This is a genomic window from Rhodococcus cerastii (assembly GCF_033042195.1).
GTDB lineage: Bacteria > Actinomycetota > Actinomycetes > Mycobacteriales > Mycobacteriaceae > Rhodococcoides.
This window is the reverse complement of record NZ_JAWLKF010000005.1, coordinates 154,685-170,414: the sequence shown is the minus strand read 5'-3', so window position 1 is coordinate 170,414 and position 15,730 is coordinate 154,685. Positions and strand designations below refer to the sequence as shown.

General features: G+C 66.5%; 16 protein-coding genes and 1 tRNA gene. 10 read left to right on the top strand and 7 right to left on the bottom strand.

Going from position 1 to position 15,730, the window contains the following annotated elements; translation table 11 throughout:
• Positions 1-11 precede the first annotated feature (11 nt).
• The 4 genes from R3P93_RS12575 to R3P93_RS12560 all read right to left on the bottom strand — a co-directional run bounded on the left by R3P93_RS12575 (position 12) and on the right by R3P93_RS12560 (position 3,176).
• A complete protein-coding gene (locus tag R3P93_RS12575) occupies positions 12-785 on the bottom strand; it encodes an SCO1664 family protein (protein ID WP_176460530.1) in 774 nt (257 codons plus the stop codon).
• Positions 786-820: 35 nt separating this feature from the next.
• Positions 821-1,411 (bottom strand): DUF3090 domain-containing protein, encoded by a 591-nt coding sequence (locus tag R3P93_RS12570; protein WP_068050796.1) that lies wholly within the window; start codon positions 1,409-1,411, stop codon positions 821-823.
• Between the two features lie 135 nt (positions 1,412-1,546).
• The gene (locus R3P93_RS12565; protein WP_068050797.1) at positions 1,547-2,254 is read right to left on the bottom strand and encodes a histidine phosphatase family protein; all 708 of its coding nucleotides are present in this window, start codon (positions 2,252-2,254) and stop codon (positions 1,547-1,549) included.
• A gap of 91 nt (positions 2,255-2,345) precedes the next feature.
• Positions 2,346-3,176: an undecaprenyl-diphosphate phosphatase gene (locus R3P93_RS12560; protein WP_394855297.1), complete on the bottom strand. Its 831-nt coding sequence runs from the start codon at positions 3,174-3,176 to the stop codon at positions 2,346-2,348.
• 211 nt (positions 3,177-3,387) lie between these two features.
• Between R3P93_RS12560 and R3P93_RS12555 the strand changes: the two genes are divergently transcribed.
• The 4 genes from R3P93_RS12555 to R3P93_RS12540 are packed head-to-tail and all read left to right on the top strand — an operon-like array spanning position 3,388 to position 7,272.
• Entirely contained in the window at positions 3,388-4,320 is a 933-nt protein-coding gene (locus R3P93_RS12555; RefSeq protein WP_068050799.1) for an aldo/keto reductase, read from the top strand.
• 35 nt (positions 4,321-4,355) lie between these two features.
• On the top strand, positions 4,356-5,363 hold the full coding sequence (locus R3P93_RS12550; protein WP_317533126.1) for a heme/hemin ABC transporter substrate-binding protein: 1,008 nt from the start codon (positions 4,356-4,358) through the stop codon (positions 5,361-5,363).
• Complete coding sequence (locus R3P93_RS12545; protein ID WP_317533125.1) at positions 5,360-6,427, top strand: FecCD family ABC transporter permease; 1,068 nt, start codon at positions 5,360-5,362, stop codon at positions 6,425-6,427. The genes R3P93_RS12550 and R3P93_RS12545 overlap by 4 nt, the downstream gene beginning before the upstream one ends.
• A complete protein-coding gene (locus R3P93_RS12540; protein WP_394855296.1) occupies positions 6,418-7,272 on the top strand; it encodes a heme ABC transporter ATP-binding protein in 855 nt (284 codons plus the stop codon). The genes R3P93_RS12545 and R3P93_RS12540 overlap by 10 nt, the downstream gene beginning before the upstream one ends.
• Here R3P93_RS12540 and R3P93_RS12535 read toward each other — a convergent pair.
• The gene (locus tag R3P93_RS12535) at positions 7,247-7,612 is read right to left on the bottom strand and encodes a hypothetical protein (RefSeq protein WP_082898619.1); all 366 of its coding nucleotides are present in this window, start codon (positions 7,610-7,612) and stop codon (positions 7,247-7,249) included. The two genes, R3P93_RS12540 and R3P93_RS12535, sit on opposite strands and share 26 nt — an antisense overlap.
• Positions 7,613-7,772: 160 nt before the next feature.
• On the opposite strand from R3P93_RS12535, the gene R3P93_RS12530 reads away from it, so the two are divergent.
• From R3P93_RS12530 to R3P93_RS12520, 3 genes are all read left to right on the top strand, one after another.
• Positions 7,773-8,798, top strand: a complete 1,026-nt coding sequence (locus R3P93_RS12530) for a YncE family protein (RefSeq protein WP_317533123.1) — start codon at positions 7,773-7,775, stop codon at positions 8,796-8,798.
• Between the two features lie 58 nt (positions 8,799-8,856).
• The gene (locus R3P93_RS12525; RefSeq protein ID WP_094641836.1) at positions 8,857-9,117 is read left to right on the top strand and encodes a DUF5703 family protein; all 261 of its coding nucleotides are present in this window, start codon (positions 8,857-8,859) and stop codon (positions 9,115-9,117) included.
• A gap of 95 nt (positions 9,118-9,212) precedes the next feature.
• Positions 9,213-10,283: a quinone-dependent dihydroorotate dehydrogenase gene (locus R3P93_RS12520; protein ID WP_317533157.1), complete on the top strand. Its 1,071-nt coding sequence runs from the start codon at positions 9,213-9,215 to the stop codon at positions 10,281-10,283.
• A 45-nt stretch (positions 10,284-10,328) separates the two neighbouring features.
• Here R3P93_RS12520 and R3P93_RS12515 read toward each other — a convergent pair whose 3' ends face one another.
• On the bottom strand, positions 10,329-10,856 hold the full coding sequence (locus R3P93_RS12515) for a YbhB/YbcL family Raf kinase inhibitor-like protein (RefSeq protein WP_068050809.1): 528 nt from the start codon (positions 10,854-10,856) through the stop codon (positions 10,329-10,331).
• A gap of 16 nt (positions 10,857-10,872) precedes the next feature.
• Entirely contained in the window at positions 10,873-12,204 is a 1,332-nt protein-coding gene (locus tag R3P93_RS12510) for a M20/M25/M40 family metallo-hydrolase (RefSeq protein ID WP_317533156.1), read from the bottom strand.
• A 204-nt stretch (positions 12,205-12,408) separates the two neighbouring features.
• Here R3P93_RS12510 and R3P93_RS12505 point away from each other — a divergent pair.
• The 3 genes from R3P93_RS12505 to R3P93_RS12495 all read left to right on the top strand — a co-directional run bounded on the left by R3P93_RS12505 (position 12,409) and on the right by R3P93_RS12495 (position 15,703).
• Positions 12,409-12,494, top strand: a tRNA-Leu gene (locus R3P93_RS12505).
• 146 nt (positions 12,495-12,640) lie between these two features.
• On the top strand, positions 12,641-14,101 hold the full coding sequence (locus R3P93_RS12500; protein WP_068050810.1) for an SDR family NAD(P)-dependent oxidoreductase: 1,461 nt from the start codon (positions 12,641-12,643) through the stop codon (positions 14,099-14,101).
• A 105-nt stretch (positions 14,102-14,206) separates the two neighbouring features.
• Positions 14,207-15,703, top strand: coding sequence for a glutamate-cysteine ligase family protein (locus R3P93_RS12495; RefSeq protein WP_068050811.1), 1,497 nt, complete (start codon positions 14,207-14,209; stop codon positions 15,701-15,703).
• Positions 15,704-15,730: the final 27 nt, after the last annotated feature.

The window sequence follows — 15,730 nt, the reverse complement described above, 5'->3', positions numbered from 1 at the left end:
TCCGAGCCCGATCAGAAGGCGGGCCAGGGTATGGGTCTGCTCGAGCGCGGCTCCGGCATGACCGGCCGCGCGATCAGCTCCTGCGCCCGGTCGAGAACCGCGACCGTTTCGGTGAGGGTGATCTTGTCGACCAGGCGTGGAGCGACGACCGCGTCGAACGTCTCGACGAACCGCACGACGTCGGTCATCAACGCGTCGTCCACCGCCTGGCCTGCCCACCCCCACAGCACCGTGCGCAGCTTGTTCTCGGCGTGCAGGCAGATGCCGTGATCGACTCCGTACACGTAGCCGTCCAGACCTTCGAGCGCGTGCCCGCCCTTGCGATCGGCGTTGTTGAGGATCACGTCGAGCACCGCCATCCGCTGCAGCCGCGGATCGTCGGCGTGGATCAGCGCGATCTCCTCGCCCTCGCCGTCGTACGCCTGCAGTACCGGAATCCAGCCCGCCGGTACGAGATCGGGACGGCAGATATCGACGAGGTCGACGCGTCCCTCGGCATGATCGTCGGGCGTGTCGATCCACTTCTGCACCATCCCGGGACCGAACGGCCCGTCGCGCAGAACCGTCGGCGGGATGACTCCCCAACCGAGGGCCTCGGAGATTTCGTAGGATGCCACTTCGCGGCCCGCGAGAGTGCCGTCCGGAAAATCCCACAGCGGAACCTCCCCGCGAACGGGTTTGTACACGCACCGCACGGCCGAGTCGCCCTCGCCCGCCTCGCACACCAGCGTGGCGTTGCTGGCCGACACCACGCGACCGACGATCGTCAGGTCGCCTGTCTCCATGGTTTCGCGGCCCTCGAACGGCGGCAGTTCGACGGTCAAGACTCGTCGACCTCGGTCACCGGTCCGAACGTCGCACCGCGGCGGTAGCCGTTGGTTCTGATGCAGACGTGTCCCTCGGGGGCCAGTGGCTGTCCGCACAGCGGGCACGGCGCACGGCCGGCCGCGATGACGCGCTCGGACCGCACCGCGAACTCGCGGGCCTGCACCGGAGTGAGGAACACCCGGACGGCATCCGGGCCCTCGTCGGTGTCGTCGAGAACGACCGATTCGTCCACCTCGACTTCGCTGACGGCGAGAAGTTCCACCACGACGGCGTTGGCGTCGGCATCCCAGCCGAGTCCCATCGTTCCGACGCGGAACTCGGTGTCGATCGGGGTCAGCAACGGACTGGTGTCGACCGAATCGGCCTCCTCGGCCGGAACGTCCGCTCCGAACCGGCGGTGCACTTCCTCGAGTAGCAGCCCCATCCTGTCTGCGAGTACCTGGACCTGCTGCTTCTCCAGCGCAACGGACACCACGCGGGCGTCGTGCACCGCCTGGAGGAAGAACGTTCGGTCGCCCGGTTCCCCAACGGTCCCGGCAACGAAACGATCAGGGGTGCGAAAAACGTGTATGGCGCGCGGCATTGCACCTCCTAACGACTCGAACAGCTCCGCGAAGTGATTCTCGGAACTTTCATTATCGGCCACGGATCGACCGTGGACGGTATTGCTTGCCCTCCAGCCTGCCACCGATAGGGGTGTCAGCGCCGAAAGGGCGCTCTAGCTGCCTGCCCCACCACCGACGACCGCGTCGGAAGGGTCCGCATCGACCGATTCCGGCGTGGCGGGCTCCTCGGCTTTCGGCACGAACGCACTCAGATCGGACCCGGTGTCGTTGGTCCGTAGTACGAACGGCCGCGTCGAGGTGTAGCGGACGACGCTGATCGAGGCCGGGTCGGCGACTATCCGCTGAAAGGAATCGAGGTGGGCCCCCATGGCGTCCGAGAGCACCGACTTGATGACGTCACCGTGCGAGCACGCCACCCACAACACGTCGCGGCCGTGCTGCGCGGCCAACCGGGCGTCATGTTCACGCACGGCCTGCACCGCGCGTTGCTGCACCGTCGCCAAGCCCTCGCCCTCCGGGAACACCGCAGCCGACGGGTGCTGCTGCACCACCTTCCACAGCGGTTCCGCCAGCAACTCCTTGATCGTCCGGCCGGTCCACTGTCCGTAGTCGACCTCGACCAACCGGTCCTCGACCACCGGCGAGAGCCCGAGCTTGGCCGCCAACGGCTCCACTGTCTGCTCGCACCGCAGCAACGGCGAGCGCACGATCTCGGCCACGGGAAGCTCGCCGAGACGATCCGCCACCGCCTGCGCCTGCTCACGCCCCCGATCATCGAGCTCGACTCCCGCGCTCCGACCCGCGAGCGTGCCTGCGGTGTTCGACGTCGAGCGTCCGTGCCGAAGCAAGATGACTGTCATTGCATCGAGCCTAGCCAGTCTTGACCTCTGGGTCGTTCCGCAGGCTCCACTCCCGCACCACCAGGTCGTTCCGCAGGCTCCACTCCCGCACTCAGGTGGCCGACACGACCCCGCCGGCCAGCAGCCCGAGCACGACGACACCCAGCACGATGCGGTAACCGACGAACCAGTACAGCGAATGGTTCGCGACGAACTTCAACAACCAGGCGATCGAGGCGTAGCCGAGACCGAAGGCGACGATCGTGGCGACCAGCAGCTGCGGGCCGGACGCGGCCAGCCCCGTGCCGACCGGCTCGAAGGCGTCGGGCAGCGAGAAGAGACCGGAGGCGGTGACCGCCGGGATGGCGAGCAGGAACGAGAAGCGCACAGCCGCTTCTCGTTCGAGTCCGAGAAACAGGCCTGCGCTGGTCGTCGCCCCGGAACGGGACACTCCGGGGATCAACGCGAGGCACTGCGCCAGACCCATGACGATGCCGTCGCGGGTGGTCAGCTTCTCGATGGGACGTTCCTTGCGGCCGACCTTCTCCGCGATCGCGATGACGACGGCGAACGCGATCAACATGAACGCGATGAGGTACAGGTTCCTGGCACCGGTTCGGATCTGATCCTTGAACAGCAGGCCGAGAACGCCGATGGGGATGGTGGCGATGATCACGTACCACCCCACTCGGTAGTCGAGTCCGCGTTCGTTCTTCTGCCTCAGGCCGACGAACCAGGCCTTGACGATCCTGACGATGTCGCGCCAGAAGAACAGCAGCACAGCGGCTTCGGTGCCGAGCTGGGTCACGGCGGTGAAGGAGGCGCCTGCGTCCTCGTTCCAGAACACGCTGGACACGATGCGCAGGTGCCCGGACGAGGAGATCGGCAGGAATTCGGTGAGGCCCTGCACTGCGCCGAGGATGATCGCCTGCAGCCACGTCATGTCGATCATGCGGGGCCACCCTCCGAGACGAGCGTCGATGGACTGTCCACTGTCGATGCGCGGCCGCCGGCCTGCCCCCTGAATTCGCGATTCACGGGCACGACCGTACCCGGCGCGGCACGTACGCACCGAGCGGCGCGGCGCACTACTGTGCACTGGCGGCAGTGCAGTTCGACACCGACGATCACACGTAAAAGGACATTCGGCACATATGAAGCAGAGATCGGTCGGCACCAGCGGACTTCGAGTCTCGAGACTCGGCCTCGGCACCCTCGGATGGGGTAGCGGAACCGACGGTGACGACGCCGCAGCACAGTTGTCGGCGTTCGCCGAGGCCGGCGGCACGCTCGTCGACACGTCTCCGGCGTACGGCGACGGACGAGCACAACGAGTACTCGCCGAGTTGCTCGACGACGTCGTCCCGCGGCACGAATTGGTGATCAGCAGCGCAGCGGGCCTGAGTTCACGCTACGGCCGCTATCACGTGGATTGCTCGAGGCGCGGACTGCTCGGTCAACTCGACGCCACGCTGCGCGAATTGGGAACCGACTACCTGGACCTGTGGCAGGTCGCGACCTGGGACCCGATGACGCCGGTCGACGAGGTCGCCGCAACGCTGGACTACGCCGTGACCAGCGGACGGGTTCGCTACACCGGAGCCCGCGGATACCTCGGCTGGCAACTGGCGACGGCAGCGGGCGCAGCCGGTACCGGGCGCATCGTGGCCACTCAGGCGGAGTACTCACTGCTCGCGCGCGGAATCGAGGACGAGCTGGTTCCCGCCGCGCACCACCACGGCATCGGCATCCTCGCGGCGGTACCCCTGGCAGGCGGCGTCCTGACGGGCAAGTACCGCAGCGGAGTGCCCGCGGACTCTCGCGGGGCCGACGAGCTGCACGCCGAGGCCGTGCACGCGTACCTGACCGATTCTGCCGTGGGCGTCGTCGACGCGGCCGTCACCGCTGCCGACGGTCTGGCCACCTCTCCCCTGGTGGTCGCACTCGCGTGGGCGCGGGACCGACCGGGAGTGAGCAGCGCGATCGTGGGAGCGCGGGACCTCGCGCAGTTGATGGGCGCACTGATGGCCGAGGAACTCGAGCTGCCGCCAGCGATCGCGTCGGCCCTGGACGACGTCAGCGTCTGATCACGCACCAACATCGGACAGGCTAACCTTCCGTGGTGACCGTCAACCGTCTCGCCGCCGTGCTCCTCGTCGCCGGAGTCCTGGTCGCCTGCTCGGCGAACACCCCCGGCACCGCATCCTCGGACTCCATCGGCCCCCGCACTGCCGTCGTCGACGATCCGAATCCGGAACCCGTCGTCGACGATCCGGCGGAGGTACTCCCCGTGACCGTGACCGGATTCGACGGCGTCCCCGTCACGGTGACGGACAACAGCCGCATCGTCGCTGCCGACCAGTACGGCACGCTCGCCGAGACCGTCTTCGCACTCGGACTCGGGGACAACCTCGTCGGGCGTGACACCTCGGCTGCAATTCCCGCGGCCGAGAACGTGCCCGACGTCACCCCGACCGGCCATTCGCTGAGCGCCGAGGGAATTCTGGCGCTGTCGCCGACCGTCGTACTGACCGATACCAGCATCGGTCCGCGTGCCGTGCAGGATCAGATCCGAGCCGCGGGCATTCCGCTCGTGTACTTCGATCCCACGCGCACTCTGGCCGGCGTCGCCCCTCAGATCGAGGCCGTCGCAGCTGCCTTGGGTGTGCCCGACGCCGGTGCCGCACTCGCCGAACGAACGAACACCGAGATCTCGGCAGCGGAGAACGCCGCACCCGAGTCCTCGGAACCACCGAAGATCGCGTTTCTGTACATGCGTGGCCCGGCGATCAAGATGCTCGCCGGACCCGGCTCGGGAGCGGACGCACTGATCGAGGCTCTCGGCGCCAGGGACGCCGGTGTCGAATCGGGTCTGACCGAACAGTTCGTGCCGGTCACCAGCGAGGCGTTGATCGCCGCGGCACCCGACGTCATTCTGACGATGACCAAGGGCCTGGAATCGATCGGCGGTATCGAGGGGCTCGAGCAGATCCCCGGAATCGCGCAGACACCGGCAGGCCGAGATCGCCGGGTGGTGGACATGGACGACGGCACCATCCTCAGTTTCGGCCCGAACACCGGAAAGGTGTTGGGCGCACTGTCGAAGGCCGTGTACGACCCGGCGTCATGACCGACCGCGCACTCGCCGCAACGCGCACGGGCCGAGGGCGGGTTCTTGCAACATTCGGAGCCCTGGTCGTGGCACTGGTGTGTCTGGCCCTGATCTCGGCCGTCGTGGGGCAGGTGCCGACGACACCGCTGGAAGTGTTGGGCAGCCTCGCGCATCGGGTGGGACTCGACATCGGCCCGATGCCCGCACACCCCAGTGGCGAGGTGACGTTGTGGCAGGTCCGATTCCCGCGCCTGACTCTGGCAATCGTCGTCGGCGCGTGTCTGGGGTGCGCGGGTGCGCTGCTCCAGGGGGTGTTCGCCAATCCGTTGGCCGAGCCGGGTGTCGTCGGGGTCTCCTCGGGCGCTGCCGTCGGTGCCAGCTCGGTCATCGTGCTCGGCGGCAGCTTCGCCGGAGTCTGGAGTGTGGCGTTCGCAGCATTCGTCGGCGGGCTCGTCACCACGATCGCCGTGTATTTCCTCGCCCGCAACGCAGGACGCACCGAGGTGGTGACGCTCATCCTCACCGGCGTTGCAGTCAATGCATTCGCCGGCGGTGCCATCGCGTTCTTCACGTTCGTCGCCAGTCCCGCAGCCCGCGATCAGATCGTGTTCTGGCAACTGGGGTCACTCGCGGGCGCGACCTGGCAGTCGGTGGCCGTGGTCGGCCCGCTCGCACTGCTCGGAATCGGAGCTTCCCTGGCGATCGCGCGCCGACTCGACCTGCTTGCGCTCGGAGAGAACGTGGCACGCCATTTGGGAGTGAACGTCGAACGACTCAGACAGTTCGCCATCGTCGTCGTCGCCCTGCTGGTTGCGTCCGGCGTCGCCTTCACCGGAATCATTCTGTTCGTGGGGCTGGTGGTTCCGCACGCCGTGCGGATGGTGCTCGGTCCCGCCCATCGACTCCTGATCCCGGCCAGCGCCCTCGCCGGCTCCGTCGTGCTGCTCGCTGCCGATCTCGTCACCCGCACCCTCGTCGCGAACGTCGATCTGCCGCTCGGCATGGTGACGTCACTGGCGGGTGCGCCGTTCTTCTTCTGGCTGCTCCGCCGTACCCGTGCTCGCCAGGGCGGCTGGGCGTGACGAAGCGAATCGGCACGGCACGCAACGACATCCCGGTCATCCCCGAACCGGGTTCGAATACCCTCGTCGCCCGCGGAGTCTCCGCTCGGCGCGGGGACGCGACGGTGTTGTCCGACGTCAACCTCGACGTGGTCGCCGGCGAGATACTGGCGCTGGTGGGCCCCAACGGCGCGGGCAAATCGACGCTGCTGTCGGTCATGGCGGGAGACACCGAGCCCAGCGCCGGGTCGGTTCTACTGGACGAGAAACCGCTGAACCGCCTCCGCACGGTCGACGTGGCCAGGCGGCGTGCGGTGCTTCCTCAGCAACACAGCGTCGGGTTCGCGTTCACGGCCGGCCAGATCGTTCGAATGGGTCGAGCCCCCTGGGTCGGTACGTCGGCTGCGCGCAACGACGACGACCGCGTCTCCGCAGCCATGTCCGCATGCGACGTAGCGGACTTCTCCGATCGACCGTTCGCGTCGCTCTCCGGTGGCGAGCAGGCCAGAGTTGCGCTGGCGCGCGTCATAGCCCAGGACACCGCGACGATCATGCTGGACGAGCCCACTGCCGCACTCGACCTGGGACATCAGGAGTCGGTCATGGCCGTGGTGCGCTCGCTCGCTGCCGCCGGCCGTGCCGTCGTTGTCGTGCTGCACGATCTCGGCCTCGCGGCGGCCTACGCCGACCGCGTCGCGATCCTGGACTCGGGTGAACTGGTCGCAACCGGTCCGCCGCGGGAGGTGCTCACCGCCGAGCGACTGGCCCGGGTCTACCGACATCCCGTCGACGTGTTCGACCATCCCGTGACGGGCGAACAACTGGTGGTTCCCCACCGTGTCAGAAACCCTCCAGCACGGAATTGACTCGGTTGAAGAAGGCTCGAACTGCGGTGGTGTCTCGCTGTGACGCATCGGACAGCTGCTGCGCATGGGCGACCGCGTCACGCACCACACCGACGATGCTGCGCTCGTCCGTCAGATCGACCTCGGTGACCGAATGCTCGGCAACCGCTTCGACCTCGGACCGATCCGGTACCGGAGATTGCACATCTTGGCGGTATATCTCGACGTACAGGGTGCTTCGATGCACACGAAACGCGAACGCCCGACCGTCGTCGGTGCGTCCGAAGCCGTTCGGGTGCGTTCCCGCGTTCACTTCCTCGACGACGAAGTGTGTTTCCTCGGTTCCCACGTCCACTCCCATGTCGTGTACTCACCTCGCCCGATCACGCTACCGCCTGTTCGGGCGAGACCGAACGACAACCGGTCCGGCGCGGTCGATTTCGCCGAGGTCGCTGCACGCTGGTACAGATGTGGCAACGCCTCCACAGGCAGCGTCTTCTCGAGGAAGTAGGTTCGGCCTCATGCGAACACCGTCGGCTCGTTCAGTTCGAGCGGCAGTCGCGTCCGCGCTCGCCGTCGTCACAGTCCTGTCGGTCGGCGGGTGTTCCAGCGACGACGAGAACGCCGACGACATCTCCGTCGACCCCCGACCGCCGGCCAAGTCCCCCGAAGCCACTGCCACCCCCGCCGGAACCGTCAGCGCGTTCGCGCCCGTGGACGCCCTCACGTTCGACCCCGTCACCCGCACCCTCGTGGCGCTGACCGACGCATCGACAACCGTGACCCTGGCCCGCGACGGTGCCGCAGCGCAGACCCAGGTGGTCGATCTGGGCGCCACGGGAGCCGCACTCGTCGCCGGACGGGACTCGACAGTGTTGGTGCCCATGGACGGTTCCGTCGCGAGGATCTCCGTGGTGGACGGACAGCGGACCGCCCTGCCTGTCGACGGAGACGCGCTGTCCGCAGCGGACTTACCCGACGGCACGACAGCTGTCGGAGACGACACCGGAGCGGTCCGTGTACTCGACACGAACGGTGAGGTCACCACCACGGTCTCCGGCGGCAGCGTGACCTCGGCCGATGCTCTGGCCAGTACACCGAACGGGGTCTCGGTTCTCGATCGTCGTCAGACGTCGGTGACCGACCTGAATCTGGACGACGGCACCCTCGGAGTGGCCTTGCGCGCAGGCGAAGGTGCCGCGGAGATGACCAGCGACGAGTTCGGCCGCTTGCTTGTCACCGATTCGACGGGGACCGAGTTGCTCGTCTTCACCTCGCACGATCTGCTGATGCGGCAACGCTTTCCGGTCGGGTCGCAGCCGTGGGCGATCGCCTACGATGAGCAGTCCGGTGTCGTGTGGGTGACGCTGCCCGCTCTCAACGAGGTGGTCGGGTACACACTCGATACCGGAATTCCGGTCGAGGCCGAGCGGTTGGCCACTGTGCGGCAGCCGAATTCGGTTGCTGTCGACGCCGACACCGGCGACCTGTACGTGGGATCGGCAACCGGTGACGGACTGCAGCGCATCCCCGCTGCCGGTCGTTGACCCGCGTGGACGCGGGAGTGGAGCCTGCAGGAACGACCGATAGGGGATGAGGAGGCATATGAACGCTTATGACAATTCGGCACCGGGGCGCGCGAAGATGCCCGTCGGATGGGAAGTGTCTGCGTCCGACGATTGGGAGTACGTGCCGTTGCGGCTGCCGCCGGATGTGACCCGGGTGACGGCCTCGATGCGGCTCGCGATTCAGGCCGAGTTCGGCGGCTGGGAACTGTCGCGGGTTCGGCTGTACACCGATGGCAGCAGGCGTGTGTTGCTCAAACGCAAGAAGACCGCGCATCACATCCCCGAGCCCGGAATCTGAGCCCGTCGCAGTACTGTTCGACCGCACGATCGTTGACACCACCGCATGAGTTCGACCGAGCCAGATCGACCGGAGAGAAGACCGTGGGAGACCGCCTGTACCGAGTTCTGTTGCGCCTGATGTTCCTCGTGCCACCGGAGAGGATCCATCACCTGGCGTTTCGGGTGCTCCGCGTCGTCGCCGTCGTGCCGCCGCTCCGCTACCTGGCCGAGAAGGCGTTCGTGGTCGACGATCCACGACTGCGCTCGACGGTGTTCGGCGTCGACTTCCCGGCTCCGCTCGGCCTCGCGGCCGGGTTCGACAAGAATGCCGACGGAATCGACGCGTGGGGGCCGATCGGATTCGGTTTCGCCGAGATCGGCACCGTGACAGCGCAGAGCCAGCCGGGCAATCCGACGCCGCGATTGTTCCGGTTGCCTGCGGACCGCGCCATCGTCAACCGCATGGGGTTCAACAACCACGGTGCCGAGCACGCCGCCCAGCGTGTCCGCGCCAGGCGCACGGGTATCCCGATCGGTGCCAACATCGGCAAGACCAAGATCGTGGAGCCGGTGGATGCCGCCGCGGACTACACGGCCAGCGCCCGGCTTCTGGGCCCGTTGGCGGACTTCGTGGTCGTCAACGTCAGCTCCCCCAACACCCCTGGGCTACGTGACCTTCAGGCCGTCGAATCGCTGCGGCCGATCCTCGAGGCGGTTCAGTCCGTGGTGACGGTGCCGGTATTGGTCAAGATCGCCCCGGACCTGTCCGACGAGGACATCGACGCCGTGGCCGATCTGGCCGTCGAACTCGGTCTCGACGGGATCGTGGCCACCAACACGACGATCTCCCGCACCGGGCTGCGCACCGACGCCGACGTGGTCGCCGCAGCAGGAGCAGGTGGCCTGTCCGGTGCTCCGCTGGCAGACCGCTCGATCGAGGTGCTGCGACGTCTTTACCGCCGAGTGGGCACCCGGCTGACGCTGATTTCCGTCGGCGGAATCGAGACCGAGGCGCAGGCGTGGGAACGCATCACTGCGGGCGCGTCACTGGTGCAGGGCTACACCGGGTTCATCTACGGCGGCCCGCTGTGGATCAAGAACATTCACCGGGGACTGGCAACTCGGCTCGAGGAACACGGCTTCGCCACGATCACCGATGCGGTGGGCTCGGCGAACAAGCCCTGAACCGTCGGGTGTCGGAACCGGTGTTCCGACACCCGACGTTCGAGCTCAGGCCTCGTAGATGCCGGTGAGGACCGCACGACCGATGGCGTGCGAGAACAGGTTGAAGCCGAGGTAGGCCGGGGTGGCCGTCTCGTCCACTTCGAGCCGTTCGACGTCCACCGCGTGAACCACGATGAAGTAGCGGTGCGGGCCGTGGCCTGCGGGCGGAGCAGCACCGATGTAGCGGAACAGACCGGCGTCGTTCTTGAGCGTCACCGCGGTGCTGGGCACCCCGGTCCCGCCATCGTCGCCTGCGCCCGACACCAGCGATGTCGTCTCGACGGGGATGTTCGCCACTGCCCAGTGCCAGAAGCCGGATGCTGTCGGCGCGTCGGGGTCGTAGACGGTGACAGCGAAGCTCTTGGTGCCCTCGGGGAATCCGGACCAGGACAGCTGCGGAGAGTTGTCGTGCCCACCGGCTCCCATGATTCCACTGACCTGCTGAGCGGCCAATGTCTGGCCGTCCTCGACGTCCTCGGACGTCAACTCGAAGGATGGTAGGTCCGGAAGCGAGTCGTATGGGTTGTACGCCACGATGGTTCCTTTCGTATCAGCTGTGCAGCAAGAAGTGTTCGAGTACCTGTGTACCGAACTCCAACGATTCCACGGGTACTCGTTCGTCGATGCCGTGAAACAACGCCGCGAAATCCAGTTCCGGTGGCAACTTCAGCGGAGCGAAGCCGAAGCAGCGAATACCGATGCGCGCGAACGCTTTTGCGTCGGTTCCGCCGGACAGCATGTAGGGAACGGTTCGACCGTTCGGATCGTGTGCCAGGACTGCGTCGTTCATCGCGTCGACGAGATCGCCGTCGAACGTGGTCTCGTACGGTTCGAGTTTCGTGATCCATTCGCGTTCGACGTTCGGGCCGATCAACTCGTCGACCTCCTTCTCGAAGGCCGCCTGCCGCCCCGGCAGCACTCGGCAGTCCACCACTGCCGTCGCCGTCTGCGGAATCACGTTCGCCTTGTAGCCGGCCGAGAGCATCGTCGGGTTCGCGGTGTCGCGAAGGGTCGCTCCGACGATGCGGGCGATGCTGCCGAGTTTGAGCAGGGTGCCGTCGATGTCCGGTGACGTCGGGTCGAAATCGAGACCCGATTCCTCCGAGACCGCCTGCAGAAATTGCGAGACCGATTCGGTGAGCACCAGCGGAAACGTGTGATTGCCCAGTTTGGCCACTGCCTCGGCGAGGTACGTCACGGCGTTGTCGTCGTGCAGGAAGGATCCGTGTCCGGCGCGGGCCTTGGCCGTCAGCCGCATCCAGGCCAGGCTCTTCTCCGCCGTCTCGACCATGTAGAGCCGCTTCTCGGTGCCGTCCAAACGAGCGACGGTGAGCGAGAACCCGCCGACCTCACCGACCGCCTCGGTGACGCCCTCGAACAGATCGGACCGGTTGTCCACCAACCAGTGCGATCCGTACTTGCCGCCCGCCTCCTCGTCCGCCAGGAACGCGAACAGGATGTCGCGGGGTGGGACGGTTCCGTTGGACTTGAATTGGCGGGCCAGCGCGAGAGCCATGCCGACCATGTCCTTCATGTCCACCGCGCCTCGGCCCCACACGTAACCGTCCTCGACGGCCCCGGAGAACGGATGCACGCTCCAGTCGGCCGGTTCGGCCGGTACGACATCCAGGTGTCCGTGGACCAGCAGCGCGCCGCGAGAGGAGTCCGCTCCGCGCAGCCACGCGAACACGTTGCCTCGACCCGGGGCACCGGACTCGACGTACTCCGTCTCGTAGCCCACTTCCTCGAGCTTGCTCGCCACCCACTCGGCGCATTCCTTCTCGCCGACGGTCGTGTCGAGCTCCCCCGTGTTCGAGGTGTCGAACCGGATGAGGGAACTGACGAGATCCACGACTTCGTCGAGGGCAACGGTGGCGTCGATATCGGTTGTGTTTCCGGGATTGCTCACATCGTTGGGCACACGTCGTTCCTACCACCAGAATCGGCTCCGGGCACCATGAGAAACGGCCTCCAGCATGAACTGACGTGGGGATTTGGGTTATCGGGAACCCGTCGGATAATCTTACGCAGCACACAGCGGCCGGCTGTGAAAGCAACAAAAGAATATGCGGCAGAGGTCGCACTTGTCCGAGTGGCGGAATGGCAGACGCGCTAGCTTGAGGTGCTAGTGTCCTATTAACGGACGTGGGGGTTCAAGTCCCCCCTCGGACACCGTCTGAAAGATGTAGTCAGACAAAGATTTTCACAGATCTGAGTTGAGACAGACGAAACTGACCCTGATTCTTCGGAATCGGGGTCTTTTTCGTTCTGCACTCGCTTTCGTTCGGCTCGAAGGGGCCGATGCTAGGAGACCGACGATGGACGCGATCGACCCGACCGATCTCGAGACGTGCCTGCGCGTGCTGAAGCAGGCCGCAGAGCTGGACAAGAACCATCCGGATTCGATCGCTGTGCAGCGCGCGTCCGGTGCCATGTTCAAAGATCTCAAGCGTGCCCGACGCGTCGCGGCGCGCAACGCCGTCAACGCGGCCGACCGTGCCGTCGTCGCGGCAACCGCAACCGGATCCCCGGACCGAATCGACGACGAGACCGCAGGACTGTCCCTGACCTCCCGCGCCGAGGGAGACATCGCAGGCACTCTGATCAAGGCTCGTCCCTGCTACATCTGCAAGCAGCGCTACACCCACGTCGACTCGTTCTATCACCAGCTGTGCCCGGAGTGCGCGACGCTCAATCGAGGCAAACGCAACGCGCGAACCGATCTGTCCGGCCGGCGGGCGTTGCTGACCGGTGGTCGGGCGAAGATCGGGATGTACATCGCACTTCGACTGCTGCGCGACGGTGCCCACACGACCATCACCACCCGATTCCCCAACGATGCCGTGCGTCGCTTCGCCGCGATGGACGACAGTGACCAGTGGCTGCACCGTCTGCGCGTCGTCGGTATCGATCTTCGCGATCCGGCTCAGGTTGTGGCGCTCGCCGATTCGGTCGCGGCCGAGGGACCTCTGGACATTCTGATCAACAACGCCGCACAGACCGTCAAACGCTCCCCCGGTTCCTACAGCGCACTGGCCGATGCGGAAGCCGAACCGTTGCCCGCAGCCCTGACCGAGGGAGCGGGACCGGAGCGGATCACGTTCGGCAAGACCAGTGATGCGCACCCCGCGTCACTGGCGAGCTCGTTGCCCGCCACCGCGATCGGCGGCCGATCGACTGCTGCCCTGAGCGCGGACGACGTGGCCTCGCTCGCCATGGTCGCCGGCTCGGTCACGGCCGAGAGAATCGAGAGCGGGCTCGCCATCGATGCCGGGGGTCTGGTGCCCGATCTCGCCGAGACCAACAGCTGGATCCACACCGTCGAGCAGGTCGACCCTGTGGAACTGCTCGAGGTGCAGCTCTGCAATTCCGTCGCACCCTTCATCCTGGTCTCGCGGCTACGCACCGCGATGGAGGCCTCGGACGCGCGGCGCAAGTACGTGGTCAACGTCTCGGCCATGGAAGGCCAGTTCGGCCGCGCGTACAAGGGGCCGGGCCATCCCCACACCAACATGGCCAAGGCCGCGCTGAACATGCTGACGCGCACCAGCGCGAAGGAGATGCTCGAGAGCGGGATCCTGATGACCGCCGTCGACACCGGCTGGATCACCGACGAACGGCCACACCCCACCAAGATGCGGCTCGCCGACGAAGGTTTCCACGCTCCACTCGACCTGGTCGACGGTGCCGCCCGGGTGTACGACCCGATCGTGCAGGGCGAACTCGGAGTCGATCTGCACGGCTCGTTCCTCAAGGACTACCAGCCGTCACCCTGGTGATTTTCGCGTGCGTGCCCCTCGGCGAACATGGGCTGCGATACTCGTAAGCCGAAGTCGTTGCGCGCGAGCGAACGGCCCTTCTTCACGCACCGATAGGCGGGCACCATGGGCGAGGACGTCGAGCGCCGTAAGTTCACCAGGCAGGACAGGCACGAGTTTCGCCAGAAGGTGCAGGACTGTCTCGATGCCCTGGCGATCATGTTGGCCGATGAGACCTTCCACGTCGGTGAACCGCAGATCGGCATGGAGATCGAGCTCAATCTCGTCGACGACGACATGGAACCGTCGATGGCCAACGCGGCGGTGCTCGACGCCATCGCCGATCCCGACTATCAAACCGAGCTCGGCCAGTTCAACATCGAGATCAACGTCGACCCTCGGCCACTGCGCGGTGCCTCGATCGCCGAGTTGGAGACCGACCTGCGCAGATCGCTGAATGCAGCGGACGAACGCGCCCGCACCTCGGGTAGTCGGCTCGCCATGATCGGCATGCTCCCGACTCTGGACGAGGAGCACTTCGAGCACCGGTGGCTCTCGGCGAATCCGCGCTACGACCTGCTCAATCAGCAGATCTTCGCCGCTCGGGGCGAGGACATCGAACTGAAGATCGGCGGAGTTCGACTGCCCGGTGCCGCTGCCGCCGAGGATCTCGACATCGTGACCGACACGATCCTGCCCGAGGCGGCCTGCACGTCGGTTCAGCTGCACCTGCAGGTGGCTCCGGACGAGTTCGCGTCGTATTGGAATGCAGCGCAAGCCCTTTCGGGTGTACAGGTGGCGCTCGCCGCCAACTCGCCGTTCTTCGCCGGACGCGCGCTGTGGCACGAGACTCGCATTCCGCTGTTCGAGCAGGCCACCGACACCAGGCCGCAGGAGCTCAAGAATCAGGGTGTCCGACCGCGGGTGTGGTTCGGCGAACGATGGATCACCTCGATCTTCGATCTGTTCGAGGAGAATTCACGCTACTTCCCTGCGTTGCTGCCGGTCTGCAGCGAGGAGGATCCCAAGGCTGCGCTGGCCGAGGGCAAGACACCGTCGCTGTCCGAACTGCGCATGCACAACGGAACCGTCTACCGGTGGAACAGGCCGATCTACGACCGGTCCGGCGACGGCCACCACATCAGGCTCGAGAATCGCGTTCTGCCGGCCGGACCGTCGGTGGTGGACACTCTCGCCGACGCGGCGTTCTACTACGGAACCGTCCGCGCGCTGGCCGATGCCGACCGCCCGCTGTGGTCCCAGATGTCGTTCGACGCCGCCGAGGAGAACGTGCACTCTGCCGCCCGTGGCGGATTCGATTCGATGCTCTACTGGCCCGAGGTGGGCTGGGTGAGTCCGCAGGAACTGGTGCTGCGTCGGCTGCTGCCCCTGGCCGACGCCGGATTGGCCGCCTACGGCGTGGACGCGGCGGTCCGCGACCGCTATCTGGGGGTGATCGAGGCGCGGTGCCTGGCCAAGCAGTCCGGCTCGGTGTGGCAGCGCAACGCCGTCGTCGCCCGCGAAAGCGCCGGTGAGAAGCGCGATAGAGCGCTTGCGGGAATGCTCGGTGATTACGTCACCCTCATGAATGCCGGAGAACCCGTGCACACCTGGACGAACTGACGGCGCGTCGACTCGCCGGGGTGACCC

Bases quoted from the DNA above. Each gene is read 5' to 3' on its own strand.
- R3P93_RS12560 (WP_394855297.1), bottom strand. From the start codon at position 3,176: ATGACGTGGCTGCAGGCGATCATCCTCGGCGCAGTGCAGGGCCTCACC.
- R3P93_RS12535 (WP_082898619.1), bottom strand. From the start codon at position 7,612: ATGGGAGTGGACGTGGGAACCGAGGAAACACACTTCGTCGTCGAGGAA.
- R3P93_RS12495 (WP_068050811.1), top strand. From the start codon at position 14,207: ATGGGCGAGGACGTCGAGCGCCGTAAGTTCACCAGGCAGGACAGGCAC.
- R3P93_RS12525 (WP_094641836.1), top strand. From the start codon at position 8,857: ATGAACGCTTATGACAATTCGGCACCGGGGCGCGCGAAGATGCCCGTC.
- R3P93_RS12565 (WP_068050797.1), bottom strand. From the start codon at position 2,254: ATGACAGTCATCTTGCTTCGGCACGGACGCTCGACGTCGAACACCGCA.
- R3P93_RS12500 (WP_068050810.1), top strand. From the start codon at position 12,641: ATGGACGCGATCGACCCGACCGATCTCGAGACGTGCCTGCGCGTGCTG.
- R3P93_RS12545 (WP_317533125.1), top strand. From the start codon at position 5,360: ATGACCGACCGCGCACTCGCCGCAACGCGCACGGGCCGAGGGCGGGTT.
- R3P93_RS12570 (WP_068050796.1), bottom strand. From the start codon at position 1,411: ATGCCGCGCGCCATACACGTTTTTCGCACCCCTGATCGTTTCGTTGCC.
- R3P93_RS12530 (WP_317533123.1), top strand. From the start codon at position 7,773: ATGCGAACACCGTCGGCTCGTTCAGTTCGAGCGGCAGTCGCGTCCGCG.
- R3P93_RS12575 (WP_176460530.1), bottom strand. From the start codon at position 785: ATGGAGACAGGCGACCTGACGATCGTCGGTCGCGTGGTGTCGGCCAGC.
- R3P93_RS12555 (WP_068050799.1), top strand. From the start codon at position 3,388: ATGAAGCAGAGATCGGTCGGCACCAGCGGACTTCGAGTCTCGAGACTC.